This is a genomic window from Streptomyces sp. NPDC046712 (assembly GCF_040645695.1).
In the GTDB taxonomy this organism is placed as follows: domain Bacteria; phylum Actinomycetota; class Actinomycetes; order Streptomycetales; family Streptomycetaceae; genus Streptomyces.
The window spans coordinates 1-16,621 of sequence record NZ_JBEYYW010000036.1 but is presented as its reverse complement, the minus strand read 5'-3'; the positions used below and the strand labels follow the sequence as shown (position 1 = coordinate 16,621).

The window sequence follows — 16,621 nt, the reverse complement described above, 5'->3', positions numbered from 1 at the left end:
GGTTCCGGGGTGAGCTGCTGCACCAGGGTGAAGCGGCTACCGGGCCGGCAAGCTCGTGATGACGCCGTGCGCGGCTGTCATGTGTCGCGCCAGTTCGGGGTTGAATTGCGGGTGGGTCTGCGGCTTATGACGTCGATCATCGCCACCTTGATCATGGCTTCGGAGCGGTGGGGGTGGGTCTCGTAGTCGCGGGCGAGGCGGCGGTGGCGCATGAGCCAGCCGAATGTCCGCTCGACGACCCAGCGCCGCGGAGTCACCTTGAAGCCCTTCTGGGAAGGGGCGCGGCGGGTGACTTCGCCGTCGATGCGGAGGGTGGCGCCGTGGTCGATAGCCCTTGGTGCGGTATCCGGTGTCGGCCCAACAAGCACGACCTGCGCCGGATCATGGATGCCATCCTCTACCCGCCCGCTGAACCGACGGCCCCTAAGCGCAGGTCGGGAATCGGGAATCGGGAACGTCGCAGGTGAGAGGTGTGTCTCGCGTCCCTCTCCGCGCAGTTCCTCTGGCCGCAGTGCCCAGGCGATTGCCTCGCCCGGGCCGAAGTACGAGGGATCGAGGTGGAACGTGGTCCTGGTTCCGTACGGCGTCCTGATCAACGGCATCTGGCCGTGCTGAGAGCGACCTGCGGCTATCGGTTTCCGGCGTTCCTCCAGGCGTCGATGATCGTGGCCGGGATGCGGCCGCGGTCGGGGACGTCGTAGCCGTGGGCGCGGGCCCAGGTGCGGATCTCGTTCGAGCTCATGGCACCGGTCGGCCGTGTCACCCTGGGCGGCTCGGGCGGGTTCGGTTCCGAGGGAGCGAAGTAGACACCTTGGTCGAGGAGGTCGCGGGGGAAGAGGGGGACACTCTCCCGGCCACTGAGTACGGCAAGGAGGAGGTCCGTGATGCTGCCCTCGTGGGTGTACCAGCGTGGCCCGCGGGCCTCGTTGACAGCAACGTGCCAACGGTCCGGTGCTGTCGGCGGTTCAGTGATCCAGAACAGGTAGTTGCCGTTGCCCGTCACACCCATCGGGAACAGGCTCTGTGGGTCGTGGGGGACGGGGAAGGTGCCCCCGTCGCGGTCTTGCTGGAGCTGCTGGCGGATCCTGCTCGGCATGGGACCAGTGAGGTCAACCCACTCGGTCGGCGCGAGCGGGTGGTAGAAGCTGAGGAATCCGCAGAAGGCCCCCGGCCCGTAAGCGTCAGCGAGCTGCTTGTAGTCGCGGGGCAGCGGCATGCCGAGGGTGCGCTCGACTGCTGCCCAGTCGGCCGGCACGGTACCGGCGGGCGGCGGGCAAAGCTGGAAGAGGTCGTCGATGGCAGTCATCAGAGTCCTAGGCGGCGGCGGTTCTGCTGCTCGGCATGAGCGGGGTTGTCCAGCATCGTATCCACTACGACGTTGCCCTTCCGGTCGTACGCTTCCAGCTGGATGTACTTCGGGATGGAGTCCTTCTTGTCGTCGGTGTATTCCAGGTAGACGCTGTAGGTGACGGCCCCCTCCTTCTTCACGGCGTTGTAGGTGTCCCGTTCCCAGTCCCGCATCTCGGGGCTGTTGGTCGGGTTCTGCGTGATGGTGAAGAGGTTGTCGAGGGTGTCGCCGGAGCCGCCGAGCCTGCGGGCGAGCATGTGGCCGCCGGCCTGGTTGTGGTCGTTCCCGTTGATGAAGCCCGGCGGGCGGAGTGAGTCGCGTGCGTCGCGGCGAGTCGCCGTGCTGCCCTGCGGTCACCACGATCGACATGGGTTTCTGACCCTGCTCGACGGCCAGGTGCAGCTTGGTGGTGAACCCGCCGCGTGAGCGTCCCAGCCCGTGATCGACCGGCTCGGTGAAGACGCCGCCCGGCGGTTCCTTCTGCAGGTCACCCTGCCTGCGGGCCCCGGCCGCGTGCTGGTGGGCGCGGCACACCGTGGAATCGACGCTCAGGTCCCACGCGATCGCGCCCTTCGCGTCGGCCAGGGACTGGAGCCGGGTGAAGACCCGATGCCAGGTGCCGTCCCGTTGCCACCGGCGGAACAGGTCGTAGACCCGGCCCCACGGCCCGTCTCGACAGGCACGTCCCGCCACGGCACACCGGTACGGACACGGAACCGTATGCCGTCGATCAGCTGCCGCCGGGGCCAGACGGGCGGCCGCCCCCGCCTTCGTCCCCTTCGGCAACAACCGCTCCAGCACCGCCCACTGCTCGTCCGTGAGATCTCCCCGCCCCATGAACCGTGATCATCCATCGCTCAAGATCCACTTTCGACACACGGCCTAGCCTGTGCTCCGGTGACATGGCTGGCCGGCCAGCGCCGGTGTCCGCTCTCGTGCAGGCATCTCCTGGTGTGGCCGGAGAGCCGAAAGGCGGCCGTGGGATGATCCCAGGGTGAGGGGCCTGTGGCGTGTCAGTCTGAGCCCGATCTTGGTCACGAAATGCTGAGCTACAGGAGATGCTGATGTGGGACACCCTCTTCCTCGTCATGATCTTCGTGATCGTGGCCAATACGATCCTTCACCGGATTCAGAAGCGATGGCGCCGCAGGCGCAGTTCCCAGACGGTTGCCGCACTGAACCGTGGGGGAACAGTCCACATTCGCTGTGCCGCACGGTTCCGCAACTCCGGCGGAGGCCGGAACCGCGCGGGCCTGACAGTGAGGGCCCAAGGCGTCTTCCTCTCCACCGTTGACGGTGTCGTCTCGGAACTGCAGCTCGGCACCCCTGACACCGATGTCGAGATCGTGGCCGAGCTCTCGATGGTGGTGTGCGACGTGGCCGGGCGGCAGCTTGAGGTTCTGCTGCCGGCCGGTGAAAGCCGCCTCTTCGGGGCCGTAGCGGTCAGACTCCTGGACCGCAGCAACGCCCACCCCGCCATCGCCCGTATCGTCGCTTGAGCCGTTTCAGGTTCAGAGCCCGCACTCAGAAGTTGAGCCAGAGCCGAAACTCGTGAACGTTCCGACCAGGCTGCGACCGCCAACCGCCTCCCCAGGCGACGTAGAAGTGCGACGTGCCGCCCCTGTGCGGCGATGAGGTCGGGCGTCTATCGCGGCGAGCTGGTGGTGCTGTGCAGGGCGAGCCGTACGGGCTCGCCTATGATTCCCTGTCCCCGGGGGCCGACATGCCAGCCTCGGCGGTTGAGTTCCTGGGTGACGCGCTTCTCGTGAGCGTCACCGGTCGCCTGCCTGGTCTGAAAGCTCGGCACGTGGGGGGTGTGACGCACGCTGGCTCCGACAACACAGCAACCGTCCTCGCGCCCGCAGGCTTCGGCCGCTTCAATGAGCCGCAAACCGCTGATCCACAAGGTTGAGCACTCCTTCAGGTGGCCGGGTTCTGGGCAGGGCACCCTCCGTAGACGTACGGGTCGATCTCGTTGCCTCTCCTGTCACTGAAGTGAAAGCAGTGGCCGTTAGCCCATACCGTGACCGAGTCGGGCCGATGGTCAACCTGGAACGGCTCGTCCCCAGGCTGCGTCCCGGGCCAAGACGCATCTCCCGCATGGGAATGAGTGACAACGACGCAGGTCTCCTTCGGTAAGATCCGGTGGACGTCACCCCAGGGCTCCACCATCAGGTCCAGCGCCTCCTCTCAATTGTTGCGGACGACCAGCCGCGCCGCTCTCCCTGTGAACACTTCCATGCATCACCCCTCCTCGGCCCCTTGAGCGCCCGCGCGCGCAACTGCCTTCCTTGGCGCGCACACGGCACGATCGTCACACGCACGATCACTCGAACCAAGCGTCTAAGACGTCATCTCATTTGGCGAGTCTGCGATAGCAGATGAGGGTGCAGGCGACGCTGGTGAAGGCCAGGAAGTGGTCCGCTTTGCGTTCGTAGCGTCGGTGGAGTCGGCGGCAGTCGGCGAGCCAGGACGTGGTGCGTTCGATGGTCCAGCGGTGGCGGCCCAGTCGTTAGGAGTTCTCGATGCCCTTGCGGGCGATGCGGTGGGTGATGCCGCGTCCCCGTAACCATCGCCGTAGGTGGGAGTAGTCGTATCCCTCGTCGCCGTGGAGCTTGCCTGGTTTGCGCCGTCTGCGTCCGTGATGGGACCAGATTGGCGGTATGCCCTTCGCCAACGGGATCAGGGCCTGGCCGTCGTGCAGGTTCGCCGCCGAGATCCCGACAGAGATGGGCAGACCTGTCCGTTCGGTGATCAAGTGGTTCTTTGAGCCATACTTGCCTCGGTCGACAGGATTCGGACCGGTCAGGTCCCTTTTCGTGGCCCGCATGTTCACCGAGTCGATCGCGCAGCGGGACCAGTCCAACTCACCGCGGGCACCGAGTTCGTCGAGCAACACGCAGTCGAGCGTTTGCCCACACCCGAGCCTTTGACCACTCGCTGAACCGCCGATGGGCGGTTGGCCCTGACAAGCCGAAAGACGTTGTCGGCAGCTGCTGCCGCGTACAGCCCGACGTGGCCACGAACACGATCGCCGCCAGGACCTCCCGGTCGCCATGCCGACGCCGTCCACCGCCTTGAGGCCGCGACGGTGCCTCCGGCACCGCCCGCTGGAACAGCTCCCACAGCTCATCCGGCACCAGCCGCTCCACAATCCCCACGAAGTGTCTCGCCTACGACTTGCTTGAGCAGTCGGTCTCGGTCCAGGTCGCCTGGAGGTCACGGCAGACAATGGCGAGTGTGCCGTCCCAGCAGGCGACTTCGTGTTTGCAGCCGTCCCTGTGAGGCAGGATCTCGTCGAGAATCACAGCCCCGAGGTCAGCCCCTCGGTCCTCGTCGGCAGGGTCGATGACGAAGCTGGATACCCCTGTGTAGCGGATCAGCAGGTCTTGGTCGTGCTTCCAACAGTTGTGCTGGAACTCGACCTCCATCACCTCACCGCCAGCACCCCGGACGGCCCGAAGCGTCAGGTCCTTCACACATCGCCCGCTCTGGAAGTCGTAGTGGTCCGTGGCGGTGGCGAAGGCACGAGCACCTGGCGGCAGATCACCAGAGATCGAGGGCAGATGGTCTAGGTAGCGAGCCGCGTCCAAGACCCCTGACAGGTCGCCGACCTGCCCATCGAGATTGACATACTGCATCGGCCTTCGCCCCCCCGCTCATGGCTTCCTACGGGCCGACGAATCGTCGTGCAGACCCACCAAATGAGATGACGTCTCAGACCGTGTCCTATGTGGTGAGGCGGTCGTTGGGCTGGTCATGGGGCGGGGTACGTGGAGTTGGATCGTTCCGGACGGGCTGTGGGAGATCGCGAAGCCGCTGATCCCGCCGTCGAGGGTGCGGCCGCAGGGCGGCGGGACGCAGGACACGCCTGATGAGACGCTGTTCGCCGCGATCATCTACGTCCTGGTCAGCGGCTGCGCCTGGCGGGCCTTGCCGCCCTGCTTCGGGATATCGAAGTCGACGGCGCACCGACGATTCCTGATCTGGTCGCGGGCCGGAGTGTGGGGCCGGTTGCACGAGGAGATCCTGCACCGTCTCGACGACGCCGGCCTGCTCGATCTGTCCCGTGTGGTCCTCGACTCCGCCCACGTCAGGGCGAAAAAGGGGGCGAACTCACAGGTCCGAGCCCCGTGGACCGAGGCAAGCCGGGTTCCAAGATGCACGTCCTGTCGGACGCGAACGGACTGCCCCTCGTCGTCGGTGTCACCGCGGCCAACACCCATGACAGCCAGGCCCTGAAGCCCATGGTGCTCGGTCACCAAACGAGACACGACCCCCATCGCGGCCGACACTTCAAGCCGCAGCGTCTGCATGCCGACAAGGCCTACGACATATCTGAGCTGCGGAAATGGCTCCGCGGGAAACGTATCGGCGTCCGCATCGCCCGCAAGGGCATCGAGTCCAGCGAACAACTCGGGCGACGCAGGTGGGTGATCGAGCGGACCATGTCCTGGCTGACCGGCTACCGCCGACTCAACCACCGCTACGAGCGACATCCTCGCAACTACCTGGCCTTCCTCGGCCTCGCCGCCGCCATCTGCTGCTACAAGCGACTCGTCCGCCTCACCACATAGGACACGGTCTCAGGCTGCTACAAATGGCTTGTCCGCCTCACCGCACAGGACCCGTCTTGGGGACCTTCGCTGCTGCCCTCACCTGCTGGAAGAAGCTCGCTCAAATCATCCCCCTGGACACGGTCCTGTTGACTTGTCGCGGTGACGAGGGTGGAGGAGATGTGGGCCAGGGCGGGGTCTGCAGCGATGAAGAACGTTTCGACTCCGGCGAGTTGGTGGTTCGGCCCCTCCGAGGCATCGGCCGCCCCTCAGCGCCCCTCCTCGGCGACCGCCGTGCCACAGCAGCCCCGGAGGTACCTCCCGTGTCGCCCACCGCCACCCCCAGCCCCGCCCCGGCCCCCGCGCCGGACCCGGCCACGGCCCCCGCCGCGAAGCATCCCGTCGACCAGACCCTGCCGTTCGGAAAGCTCCTCGGCGCCGGTCTCCAGCACGTGGCGGCCATGTACGCCGGCGTCGTCGCCCCACCTCTGGTCGTCGGCATCGGCGTGGGACTTAGCACGACAGAGATCGCATTCCTGATGAGCGCCAGCCTTTTCACCGCCGGTATCGCCACCCTGCTGCAGACCATCGGCTTCTGGAAGATCGGCGCGCGACTCCCCTTCGTCAACGGCGTCTCCTTCGCCGGCGTGGCCCCGATGCTCGCCATCGCCAAGGCCGAGAGCCCCGACGACGCACTGCCCGTGATCTACGGCGCCGTGATTGTGGCCGGAGTGTTCGGCTTCCTGCTCGCCCCCTGGTTCTGCAGACTCATCCGGTTCTTCCCACCCGTCGTCACGGGCACCGTCATCACGCTCATCGGCCTGTCCCTGCTGCCCGTTGCCTTCAACTGGTCCCAGGGCGGCAACCCGCAGGCCGCGGACTACGGAGACATCAAGTACATCGGCCTCGCCGCCGTGACACTCCTGATCACCGTGGTGCTCCGCAGAGTGCTGCGCGGCTTCCTCAAGCAGATCTCCATCCTGCTCGGACTCGTCGCCGGCACCCTCATCGCCCTGCCCCTCGGCCTCACGGACTTCAGCGCCGTCGCCGATGCCGACGTCATCGGCTTCCCCACGCCCTTCCACTTCGGCGCTCCGCAGTTCGCCGTCGCCGCGATCATCTCCATGATCATCGTGATGATCGTCTCCATGACCGAGAGCACTGCCGACGTGATCGCCCTCGGCCAGATCGTCGACAAGCCCGCGGACGAGAAAACCCTCGCCGCCGCGCTGCGCGCGGACGGCCTGGGCACCGCGCTGAGCCCGCTCTTCAACGGATTCGCCGCCAGCGCCTTCGCGCAGAACGTCGGCCTGGTCGCCATCACCAAGCTCCGCAGCCGGTACGTCGTGGCCGCGAGCGGCGGCATCCTCATCCTGCTGGGCCTGTGCCCGTTCCTCGCCTCAGTCGTCTCCCTGGTGCCGCAGCCCGTCCTCGGCGGCGTCGGCCTCGCCCTGTTCGGCACCGTGGCCGCCAGCGGAATCCAGACCCTCGCCCAGGCCGGCCTCCAACGCGGCGACAACGTCCTCATCGTGGCCATCAGCCTCGGCATCGGCCTGATCCCCATGGCCAGCCCGAACTTCTACCACGCCTTCCCCGAGAGCATGCGCATCATCCTCGACTCCGGCATCAGCACCGGCTGCGTCGTCGCGGTACTGCTCAACCTCGCTTTCAACCACATCGGCCGCAGCAGTCAGGGTGACACCGCGGACACCGCCACCACTCAGCACGACACCACCCCCGAAACGGCGCACGCGTCGGCCGCACACGTGCACTGACCGCCGGCAGCGAGTGGGGTGCGCGCCCCCTGAGGGCGCGCACCCCACTCGCGCATCCGGGGTGCGGCCAGGACGGGCAACGTCGCAAACTCAGTGGCGACTCCCCCAAAGTGGGAGTGGAGGCAACCACCGACCGCTGACGGGAGAAGACCAGACGAAAGCTGCCGCGCCCCCCTCCCGTGGCGCGTGGGACGAACCCTTCGTCCGGGGCACAGCGCTCGGGATCGCTTGAGATCACGCGCCCCCGGCGACTCGGGTTCCCCCGCCTGCCCGGCACTGCCTGTGGCGATTGCCTACGACGGGCCGAGGTAACGGCCGCCATACGCCGGATATCGGCGGCAGCATTGTGGCCGCTCGCCACCCTCCAGCGGATCCTTGGCGCCGTCGGCCGCCAGGGACGCGACCGTGCCTGCGGAGTCGACGACCGGCCCGTCGTCGCTGCTGGCGCTCCGAAGGGGCTCAGCGTCTCCCATCGTTTCAGCCGCGACGAGCTCGACACCGACCAGCGCCACCGCGCCGTCCTTGTCCTTGTCGAACAACTCGGCGCCCAGCTCCGCGAACCGGACGAGATCGCCCAGGCACTCACCCTGACCGTTACCTACGCCGACCGCACCAGCACCACGAAGACGCGAAAGCTCACCGAACCGACCGCCCATACCCCCGTTCTTGCCGTCAGCGGACGCGAGCTCCTCGCCGTCCTCGGCCTCCAACGTGCCCGCGTCCGCACCATTTCCCTACGCGCGGAACGCCTCCAGCCCGCCGAGCACGCAGTGCACCAGCTCACGTTCAACACACGCGACGCCAAGGCCCGCGACCTCGAAGCCGCCCTCGACCGCGCCCGCTACGGACCCGGCATCGCCGGCGCAGCCCCCACCTACAGTCCGACCAGCTGACACGCCCCCACGAGGAGCGTGGGAGTCGAGTTCCGCGGACAGGCTTGCCCGCCTCTCACGCAGGCTTGCCCAGACTGCTGACTGGCAGAAACGCCGATGGGGCTCGGACTGGGGAACAGCCCTTGGCGCCAAGTGCGTCTGGTTCTTGAGCGCCTGCGGCAACAGACTGATCGGCTCTACACCTCGTCGTCCTCGTACGTGAGAGGCAAGAGCGGGAACCCGGTCCTCGATGGTTGCCCACGCCTGACTGCTCGGCTCGACCTCGAGTACATCGGCGTCAAGCGGCGATCCACGGTGGCCCGGCCTTCGCCCGCCGGTACGGCTGCGACGCAGACCGGCCGGCCCAGTGGGAAGTCGAAGCCCTCGAACCGGCCGCGCTCCAGCGCCTGGTTCTCGAGCCGCGGAGCGCTGCGCCGGCCACGCGCAGCTCGCCCAGCGGCTCGAGGAAGAACGCCAATGCCGACGGCTCGCCGACATCGGCGCCAGTTCGACGGCACGGCCGTCTGGGCAAGCCTCCCGGTGGAACGCCCCAGAGGGGGGTTGCACCCACAGTTGTCTGCACAGTTACACCGAACGTTGCACCGGAGGTACTACCGGAGGTGTGAACCCCCCTTTCGGGATCTTGAGCATTGCTCCTGGTCAGACCCCCTGGGCAAGCCCCTTTCGTACGCCGACACCTCTTTCTCCGTGATAGTCGGAGGAAGAGGCTTGTTGTCGTGACGGCCCGGCGCTGCCTGCTCGCTCTGTCGTTCCTCCCTCGCTTCGCCCTCTTCTCCTTGGCCTCCGGCATCCGCTGCCTCCGCCGGCCTCGCAGTCGGCCGGCCTCGCCTCCAGCGATCGCGTGCGCGGCGCGGCCTGGTGCGTCTGGCCGTCGACGCGCGCCTCGATGCTGTCGCGCGGCGCGGCACATGGGCACATCGGCGGAGCGCTCCTGCCGCACTGGCTGCAGCCTTTCCGCCCCCCGTCGGTGAGGCTCTCGCTTGTCTGCTGCCTGCCCACGAGCTGAGTCGTCCGCAGGAGGCGAAACGGCCCCGCCGGTGGCGGGGCCGTTCGTCGGGCTGAGTCGGTGCGCGTCGCGGTCGGTGCGGCGGCGCTGGGGGAGTGGCGGCTCGCTGCTGGCGCGCAGCGGCAGCTTGAGCGTGGTGTGGTCTCGCTTGTGCGCCGCCCGTTGCAGCTACGTCCGGCGGCTGTCCTTCAGGAAGGGGGTCAGCCAGGGCCGCTCCTGGTACTGGGGGCGTGCGGGGCGGTCGTGGAAAGTACGGGCCATCTCGGGGGCTCCTGTCCGCTGGCGCCTGTGCTTGTCGCGGACCGGTTCGACCTGCCCGGGCTGGGTGCCTCTGCCGAGTTCGGCGCTCACGTCGTTGGCCGGTATCGGCCCCGAGGCCGCGGCCAGGATCCTCATGATTGCCTGGTGGTCGGCGGGCAACGAGCTCTCGTCCATATTCGGCTCGCGGTGCGGGGCCGGCAGCATCCCGCCCGCACCCGGAGCCGTCGTGACCCGCTCCAACTTCCCGACCACGGCCGCATCGTCGGCCTGCCCGCTCCGCGCGGCTTCAATGAACTGCCCGATCACCTCTTACCCCTTGCGCAGCCGCTTGGCGCGATCGGCCAGCACGACCCTGCGCTGCATCCAAGTGGGCCGATGCCGTATCAACTCCTGGCGGCCCGAGGCTCCATACCGCCCCGCGGCATCCCCTGCTTCCCGGCACTTGCCGCATCTGCTGCGGCCCGGAACAGTTCCGCAGCGTCTCGGCGGTGTTCACTCCGAGGTCAGTGGCGTCGGTCTTGATCGTCGCTCCCGGTCTCGACCGGTACAGCGCGACCGCCTTCCCCTTGAACTCGGCGGGATGGTGCTTCATCCCCACGGGGACTGCGTTCTCCTGGGCCCTCAAGATCCAAGTCTCTCCGGTGTCCATAATTTGGGGTCAGGGCCCGTGCCGAGGCGGTCGGGAGTATGTACAGGGCCTGCAGGACGCGCCCGTCGCCCTCAGGGCCGGGCCTGTACGCGGCCCAGCCGAGGACCTCGCCGGAGTCCGTCACCGCGACGAGATCGGTCCCGGTGCGGCCGCAGGTCGGCGAGCCGCAGCCGGCTGTGCTCGGCGCTCTCCGGGGCGTTCATCGCGGTGAGCTACGGGCCCGGCACGCTCCTCGCGTACGCCGCCTGCCGGCCCCCGCCCCCGTACCTCGGCCGCCGCCGGGTCGGTTTGCCCGTTCCATCACCCTCACGCGCACCATGGGTCACACGGTAGGGAGCGGGATGGGGCGTGGCGCGTGGGGGGGCCCATCTGCCCGCCAGGTCGACTACTGTGCGTAGCCAACAGCTACGCACAGTTGCGGGCATTCGTGCCCGGCCCGACGATCAAGGAGCTTCCGAGATGAGCGAACCCTCCCACGACAGCAGTGCCCGCGGCCGGGAGGTTCGGGTCGAGATCGAGCCGTTCCAGACCGAGGAGGACGCCGCCGAGTCCCTGGCCGGCGAGCTGACAGGGCTGCCCGGGGTGCGGGACCGACTGCCCGGGGGCGGGCTGCGGCTGGAAGAGTTCCGGCTGCTGGACCGGGACGGCGGCGAGGACGCGCGCTTCCGGGCTGTCGTCCACGACGCGGACTCCTACCAGTCCGTGCAGGTCCTGGGGCGGCTCGGGGACCTGGGGCGGGCGGAGGTGAGCGCCGTACTGTACCGGCCGCTGCCCGACGCCGGGGAGTTCGAGCGGGCGGTGGCCGCCGTACGCGCCGACCCCGAACTGGGCATGGTGCTGCGGCACGATGGCGCCCACGTCTACCGGCCGATGCCGCCTCTCGCCGACATCCAGAACCCGGAAGGGACCGCCGAGCGGGTCGTCACTGTGGGGCTGCGCGACCCCGGCGCGGAGATCAAGCACCGGATTGTCGGCGTCCGCATGCGCGACCTCACCGTCGTCCACGCGCCCCCCGGGGTCACCGGGCCCGCCCGCCACGACTGCGAGACCACCCCCGGCGTGGACGACTGTTCCGATACTCCCGGGCACCGCGCGGTGCGGGTGCGGGTGCTGGCCGGCGGCACGGCCCTTTGGGACCTGGTCGTCGTCCGCCCGCGGAGCTCCTCCGGCACCAACGGCTCCGGTGCGGAGCTGCGGTTCGTGGACTATCGCGGCACCCGGGTGCTGCACCGGGCGCACCTGCCCATCCTGAACGTGGAGTACGGATCGGAGGGGGCGGGCATCGGATGCGGCCCCACCTACCGCGACTGGCAGAACCAGGAGGCGTGCTTCACGGCCGAGGGCAGCGACCCGGCCGGGCCCGGCTACCGGCTGTGCGCCTCCGCGCCGGCCACCATCCTCGACAGCGGCAGCGACACCGGGAACTTCCGCGGGGTCGCCTTCCACCACGACGGCTCCGAGCTACGCATCGTCAGCGAGCTCGCTGCGGGCTGGTACCGGTACATCAGCGACTGGCGGCTCGCGGACGACGGGGTGATCCGGCCGCGGTTCGGCTTCGCCGGGGTGACCAATCCCTGCACCTGCCGCCTGCACTCTCACCACGCGTACTGGCGGCTGGACTTCGACATCGCGGGCTCAGCCGACGACCGGGTCGACGAGTACAGTGACCCGCCGGTCTTCGGCGGCCCGGCCTGGCGGACCCTCCAGGTCGAGACGCGCCGCACCCGCAACCCGCTGCGACGCCGCCAGTGGCGGGTCCTGAACCGCTCCACGGGGCAGGGCTACCACCTGGTCCCGGGACCCCACGACGGCACCGCCGACGCGTACGGGGCGGGCGACCTGTGGGCCGTGCGCTACCGCGGCACCGAACTCGACGACGGCCAGGGCTTCACGACCGACCCGGCCCTCTCTCGCGCCCGCATCGACGGCTTCGTCACCGGTGAGCCGATCGACGGCCACGACGTGGTCCTCTGGTACGGCGGCCACTTCCGCCACGACGAACACGACCCCACGCCGCGACCGCACATCGTCGGGCCGGACCTTTACCCGATCCGGCTCTGCTGAGTGATGCCCGGCGGCGGTTCTTCTGTGGTTCGGTGTTTCGTTTTCAGTGGGTGCTGTGTCCTGTGACCTGGCGTTTTTGCCGTGATGTTGTGGTGTTACTGAAGGCGTGACGTCGTTTTGGTGCTGAAGAGCGGCGCCGATTTGGGCGTGTGGGTGGCGCTGAGTCTGTAGGCGTTCGATGGGCGGGCTGCAGCGGCCCGCCCCGGTCGTGGACGTGGTGTTCTGACCACTCCACCACGTCCAGGCTCCGCTGCCACCCGCCGCACGATGCGCCTTCTGCAACGGTGTGCCCTCACCGGTATCCACCTGCCCTGGTCTGCCACCGCCCCCAACTGCCAGCCGCCCTGCACCAGCCCCTGCAGACGGCCGACTATGCCGTCACCGCCGACTTCCCAGCCGCCCGCCACCACTACGGCACGCCCGCCGCCGGGCCCCCGTCTGCGGGACGAGCCCGCCCGGTCGGCCAACCGGTGGCTCACCCTGCCCGCACTGGACCGCCTCGTCTCCTATGACAGCCCCGCTCCGTGCGCGCCGCTGTCGTTCACCTTCCGGCACCGCCCGCCGCCCCTACTCACGCAGCAGACAGCCCGGGAAGCTTTCCACTGCGACCGCGCATCCCCGCCTGGCCGCTGCCGCGCTCTTCACCGGCGGCTGCGTCCAGCAGCTCGCCACGGCCCGCCCCGGCGACTACGACGGCGCCGCGGCCACCCTGAGGAGTGACGGCCGGGTCGTTTGCCACCGGCCGGGATCCGGAGCAGCGTGGACACCGGCTGCCGCCGGTAGCGCGACTCCTGGTCCGGGCAGCCTGAGGCGGAGCGAGGAGGAGAGACCGATGACCGCACCGAAGTCCGGCCCGGAAGCCGTGCCCGTCGTACGCCGACAGGGCGAGTCCGACAGTGTGTTCTGGGAGCCGAGTGAGCGCTGGGTGCGTGCGACGGCGGGGGAAGTCACGGTCGTGGACAGTCGTAGGCCGGTTCTCGTGTGGGAGCCCGGTCGCCCCGTCCCCCTCTACGCCTTCCCGACCGGGGACGTCCGGACGGACCTGCTGCGGCGAACGCAGCGGCCCGCCAGCCGGCGGCGTCACGCGGGAGCGACGGTCTTCTACGACCTCGTGCTCCCCGATCGGACCGTTGGGGCGGCGGCCTGGACCTACCCCGGAGAGGATCTGGCCGGCCACATCAGCTTCGAATGGTTCGGGCGCGAGGTTCTCGACCACTGGTACGAGGAAGACGAAGAGATCTTCGTGCACCCCCGCGACCCGCACAAGCGGGTGGACGCCCTGCCCAGCAGTCGACATGTCCAGGTCGAGATCGAAGGTACGGTCGTCGCGGACACGCACACGCCGGTTCTGCTGTTCGAGACGGGTCTGCCGGTGCGCTTCTATCTCCCGCGAGAGGACGTCCGCCTCGACCTCTTCACCCGTACCGACGGGCGTACCCGCTGTCCGTACAAGGGTGTGGCGAGCGAGTACTGGTCCTGGGCCGGCGACGCCGACGTGCGGCCCGACATCGCCTGGAGCTACCCCGATCCCCTGCCCTCCGTAGGGATCATCAAGGACCGGGTGGCCTTCTACGACGAGTCCGTCGACGTCGTCGTAGACGGAGTGCGGCGGGAGCGGCCGGTCACGTTCTTCAGCCGGCCGACGCGGTAGTTCCGCACAGGGCCTCGCCCCACCGGACGGTGAATTCCGGCGGCGCGGATCCGGCGGCACAGACCGCGCCGGTGTGGTGCACGTGACGGCCTTGGACCTCGCCATCTGGCCCGGCCACCTACGCCGAGACTGCGGAACCTTCCTACACGATCCTGACGGGCACCTCGTACTGGGTCAGCAGCAGGGCCATCTCCTCGGCTTCCTCCTCAGGCACAGCGAGAGCAACAAAGCGGCGTGCCCTGGTGATGGCGACGTACCAGACGCGAAGCAGCTCGTCGGCTGCGGGATCGCCTTCGGCCCAACGCTGCACGTTTCCGTCGTCTGGCAGCATCAGCATCACGGCGTCGGCTTCGTCGCCCTTGAGCTCGTGGACGATGTTCGTGCGCATGCCGGTGGCCTTGACCTGTCGAGCTACGACCGGCTTTCCAGCCAGGCGTCCCTTTGTGCCGTGCGAGGCGGCAGCAGGTGGGGCTGGCCATGCACTCATCGCCTGCCACACCCCTGTGGCCCACTCCCTGTGGGGAACACGGCAGACCGCTCCGACGTGCTCATTGATCCCCGGCCGTACATCAAACGGAACCCCAACCCCTCGACGTTCCTACCATCGCCCACCACGTCAGTGACAAAGGATGTTCAGCCAGCCGCTACGGCAATGTTCGCCCAAAGCCATCTGTAGGACCTGTTATTGGCCATTGCGGCGAGATTCAGGCGGGCACTGCTGTCCGACCTGCCGTCGCGGTCACCGGCGCCACGCGGGGCTGTCAGTCCGCGTTCCTATGATCACCGCATGTCTGATGCCTTCACCGTCCTGTGGACCCACGACACGTGCCGCGCCCTGCGCCAGGCCGGCCGCGTGGGGGAGCGGCCGCCGGTCGCCTACTCCGGCGTTCACCAGTCCCTGCCCACCTGGTCGGGTGCCCGTGCCGGCGACGAGGTGTACGCGCTGCATGTCAACCGGTGCGAGGTGTTCGTGGTGTCCCGGATGCGGGTGATCGACATGGAGCGGCACGGCTGCTGCGGCACCGCCCCGGCGACGTGGCAGGATCCGTCGTTTCCCGGGCACGATGACTGGTCAATGCTCGGCGCCGGAGGGTGCGGTGCCACTGCGGTGCACGTGGACGCGACACCCGTACGCTTCGACACGCAGATACCCGGTGACCTGCTGCCGACGCTCACCTGGCGCAACGGCCGGGGCAAGACCCGCAGCCTGAAGTACGTGGTGGACGGCCGCCTGGAACGCTCGGTCAGCCTCCAGGGCTTCTACCGCCTGACCACCGAGTCCGCCGACGCGCTGGCCGAGCTCGTCACCAGCGCCTCATGACCGCCACCGCCCCACTGCCCCGCCGAACACACCGCTTACCAGGCAGGAGTGCGCGCCCCTGCTGACCGGGACCTGTGCGGGATGATGTCGGTCATGGTCACCTCGGTCGAGCACCCGCCGTCCTGGCTGCCCTGAACTGCGTCCGGATCAGGCACGGGGGCTGGGAGCGGTGATGCGGCATCTACGCCGCCCCGGTTCGCGGGCCCTGCATGTGGCGGCAACGGGGACGGGGAAGACGCTGGTGTCGATCCGGGCCGCGGACGAGCTCGGTGCCCGCCTGGTTCTGGTCGTTGTGCCCACGCTGGATCTGGCCGCGCAGACCGCGCTCGCGTGCCGCCGTGCAGACCGCGCTCGCGTGCCGCCGTGACGGCCACCAGGAGCACAAGGTGATCGTGTCGTCGATGGACGCTTCGGGACATGACGCTCTGGCTGCCCGCAGGGTCGGTTCCACGAGCAGTCCCGAATCACTGGCGGCGTTGATGTCGGCGGTGGGGGAGGGGGAGAACCAGCTTCCCGCGCTGACGGTGATCTCCACCTACGCTCACTCGACAAGATCGAAGCGACGCAGCACACCCGCTACACCGTTCCCCCAGGCTCGATTCGCGCCCTGCGCGTCAGTCAACGGCACGGACGGACAACGAGCGGTGGGGCTGGTTGGAACGGTGCGGCTGTCAGGCGGTCGGCCCAGTGCGGAGCTGCCGCACGTCCCGCACGAGCGTGTATGAAGCGCTGAGGAAGATCCCGGCGCCAGCCACGAGCCAGAGGACCGACGCCCCAGAGCGGTACTCACGAACAGCAAAAGCGAGCAGCATCGCGCTGGCAAGGACGCCGAAGGCCGAGATCAGAGCGCTGATGCGGTGAGTCACACGGACATCATCAACGACGACCTCGGCCAGCGGAAGTGATCCAAACGAACCGGCCTAGGCGGCTTCTTACGGATCACTATCGCTAGGCTCATAACCCAGAGGTCGCGGGTTCGAATCCCGCCTCGGCCACGATGGAGCAGCTTCCCGCACCGGAGCCGCGTTCTCGCCGACACCCGCCGTGAACGCCACCGCGTCCACCCTCCCGAGTACCGCGTAGTACGCCCCGATGTA

Annotated in this window: 15 protein-coding genes and 3 pseudogenes; 8 read left to right on the top strand and 10 right to left on the bottom strand. The window is 68.6% G+C overall.

Going from position 1 to position 16,621, the window contains the following annotated elements:
* Positions 1-77: 77 nt before the first annotated feature.
* From ABZ939_RS32925 to ABZ939_RS32910, 4 genes and pseudogenes are all read right to left on the bottom strand, one after another.
* A pseudogene (locus ABZ939_RS32925) lies at positions 78-272 on the bottom strand (transposase); the annotation flags it as partial.
* A gap of 356 nt (positions 273-628) precedes the next feature.
* Positions 629-1,306, bottom strand: a complete 678-nt coding sequence (locus tag ABZ939_RS32920; protein WP_361863509.1) for a histone-like nucleoid-structuring protein Lsr2 — start codon at positions 1,304-1,306, stop codon at positions 629-631.
* Positions 1,306-1,641, bottom strand: coding sequence for a DNA/RNA non-specific endonuclease (locus ABZ939_RS32915; RefSeq protein ID WP_361863632.1), 336 nt, complete (start codon positions 1,639-1,641; stop codon positions 1,306-1,308). Before ABZ939_RS32915 ends, ABZ939_RS32920 begins: the two co-directional genes overlap by 1 nt.
* Positions 1,642-1,896: 255 nt before the next feature.
* Entirely contained in the window at positions 1,897-2,202 is a 306-nt protein-coding gene (locus ABZ939_RS32910) for a transposase (protein ID WP_361863506.1), read from the bottom strand.
* Between the two features lie 210 nt (positions 2,203-2,412).
* On the opposite strand from ABZ939_RS32910, the gene ABZ939_RS32905 reads away from it, so the two are divergent.
* Positions 2,413-2,847, top strand: coding sequence for a hypothetical protein (locus ABZ939_RS32905; protein ID WP_361863504.1), 435 nt, complete (start codon positions 2,413-2,415; stop codon positions 2,845-2,847).
* 857 nt (positions 2,848-3,704) lie between these two features.
* On the opposite strand, the pseudogene ABZ939_RS32900 reads toward ABZ939_RS32905, so the two are convergent.
* Positions 3,705-4,509 (bottom strand): annotated as a pseudogene (locus ABZ939_RS32900) (IS5 family transposase).
* Positions 4,510-4,521: 12 nt separating this feature from the next.
* Positions 4,522-4,989 (bottom strand): hypothetical protein, encoded by a 468-nt coding sequence (locus tag ABZ939_RS32895; protein WP_361863501.1) that lies wholly within the window; start codon positions 4,987-4,989, stop codon positions 4,522-4,524.
* A 118-nt stretch (positions 4,990-5,107) separates the two neighbouring features.
* Between ABZ939_RS32895 and ABZ939_RS32890 the strand changes: the two genes are divergently transcribed.
* The 3 genes from ABZ939_RS32890 to ABZ939_RS32880 all read left to right on the top strand — a co-directional run bounded on the left by ABZ939_RS32890 (position 5,108) and on the right by ABZ939_RS32880 (position 8,572).
* Positions 5,108-5,925, top strand: a protein-coding gene (locus ABZ939_RS32890) for an IS5 family transposase (protein ID WP_361863498.1) whose coding sequence is annotated in 2 segments (ribosomal slippage) — positions 5,108-5,450 and positions 5,450-5,925 — 819 coding nt in all. Because the reading frame shifts where the segments join, the coding sequence is not laid out codon by codon here.
* 392 nt (positions 5,926-6,317) lie between these two features.
* Positions 6,318-7,679 (top strand): nucleobase:cation symporter-2 family protein, encoded by a 1,362-nt coding sequence (locus ABZ939_RS32885; RefSeq protein WP_361863629.1) that lies wholly within the window; start codon positions 6,318-6,320, stop codon positions 7,677-7,679.
* Positions 7,680-8,023: 344 nt separating this feature from the next.
* Complete coding sequence (locus tag ABZ939_RS32880; RefSeq protein WP_361863495.1) at positions 8,024-8,572, top strand: hypothetical protein; 549 nt, start codon at positions 8,024-8,026, stop codon at positions 8,570-8,572.
* A 1,174-nt stretch (positions 8,573-9,746) separates the two neighbouring features.
* Here the strand turns inward: ABZ939_RS32880 and ABZ939_RS32875 are convergent.
* Together ABZ939_RS32875 and ABZ939_RS32870 are read right to left on the bottom strand one after the other, a co-directional pair.
* Positions 9,747-10,091 (bottom strand): hypothetical protein, encoded by a 345-nt coding sequence (locus ABZ939_RS32875; RefSeq protein ID WP_361863492.1) that lies wholly within the window; start codon positions 10,089-10,091, stop codon positions 9,747-9,749.
* Between the two features lie 217 nt (positions 10,092-10,308).
* Positions 10,309-10,431, bottom strand: a pseudogene (locus ABZ939_RS32870) (transposase); the annotation flags it as partial.
* Between the two features lie 516 nt (positions 10,432-10,947).
* On the opposite strand from ABZ939_RS32870, the gene ABZ939_RS32865 reads away from it, so the two are divergent.
* Positions 10,948-12,552 (top strand): hypothetical protein, encoded by a 1,605-nt coding sequence (locus ABZ939_RS32865; protein WP_361863489.1) that lies wholly within the window; start codon positions 10,948-10,950, stop codon positions 12,550-12,552.
* Positions 12,553-13,384: 832 nt separating this feature from the next.
* Positions 13,385-14,203, top strand: coding sequence for a DUF427 domain-containing protein (locus ABZ939_RS32860; protein WP_361863487.1), 819 nt, complete (start codon positions 13,385-13,387; stop codon positions 14,201-14,203).
* Between the two features lie 142 nt (positions 14,204-14,345).
* On the opposite strand, the gene ABZ939_RS32855 is transcribed toward ABZ939_RS32860, so the two are convergent.
* Positions 14,346-14,591: a hypothetical protein gene (locus ABZ939_RS32855; RefSeq protein WP_361863485.1), complete on the bottom strand. Its 246-nt coding sequence runs from the start codon at positions 14,589-14,591 to the stop codon at positions 14,346-14,348.
* Between the two features lie 399 nt (positions 14,592-14,990).
* On the opposite strand from ABZ939_RS32855, the gene ABZ939_RS32850 reads away from it, so the two are divergent.
* Entirely contained in the window at positions 14,991-15,524 is a 534-nt protein-coding gene (locus ABZ939_RS32850; RefSeq protein ID WP_361863483.1) for a hypothetical protein, read from the top strand.
* Positions 15,525-15,660: 136 nt separating this feature from the next.
* A complete protein-coding gene (locus ABZ939_RS32845) occupies positions 15,661-15,891 on the top strand; it encodes a DEAD/DEAH box helicase family protein (protein WP_361863626.1) in 231 nt (76 codons plus the stop codon).
* Positions 15,892-16,195: 304 nt separating this feature from the next.
* On the opposite strand, the gene ABZ939_RS32840 is transcribed toward ABZ939_RS32845, so the two are convergent.
* The gene (locus ABZ939_RS32840) at positions 16,196-16,390 is read right to left on the bottom strand and encodes a hypothetical protein (RefSeq protein WP_361863480.1); all 195 of its coding nucleotides are present in this window, start codon (positions 16,388-16,390) and stop codon (positions 16,196-16,198) included.
* Positions 16,391-16,621: the final 231 nt, after the last annotated feature.

What these genes read in the sequence shown, in the direction of transcription:
- ABZ939_RS32865 (WP_361863489.1), top strand. Translation starts at nt 10,948, where the DNA reads ATGAGCGAACCCTCCCACGACAGCAGTGCCCGCGGCCGGGAGGTTCGG.
- ABZ939_RS32895 (WP_361863501.1), bottom strand. Translation starts at nt 4,989, where the DNA reads ATGCAGTATGTCAATCTCGATGGGCAGGTCGGCGACCTGTCAGGGGTC.
- ABZ939_RS32855 (WP_361863485.1), bottom strand. Translation starts at nt 14,591, where the DNA reads ATGCGCACGAACATCGTCCACGAGCTCAAGGGCGACGAAGCCGACGCC.
- ABZ939_RS32910 (WP_361863506.1), bottom strand. Translation starts at nt 2,202, where the DNA reads ATGGATGATCACGGTTCATGGGGCGGGGAGATCTCACGGACGAGCAGT.
- ABZ939_RS32850 (WP_361863483.1), top strand. Translation starts at nt 14,991, where the DNA reads ATGTCTGATGCCTTCACCGTCCTGTGGACCCACGACACGTGCCGCGCC.
- ABZ939_RS32905 (WP_361863504.1), top strand. Translation starts at nt 2,413, where the DNA reads ATGTGGGACACCCTCTTCCTCGTCATGATCTTCGTGATCGTGGCCAAT.
- ABZ939_RS32920 (WP_361863509.1), bottom strand. Translation starts at nt 1,306, where the DNA reads ATGACTGCCATCGACGACCTCTTCCAGCTTTGCCCGCCGCCCGCCGGT.
- ABZ939_RS32860 (WP_361863487.1), top strand. Translation starts at nt 13,385, where the DNA reads ATGACCGCACCGAAGTCCGGCCCGGAAGCCGTGCCCGTCGTACGCCGA.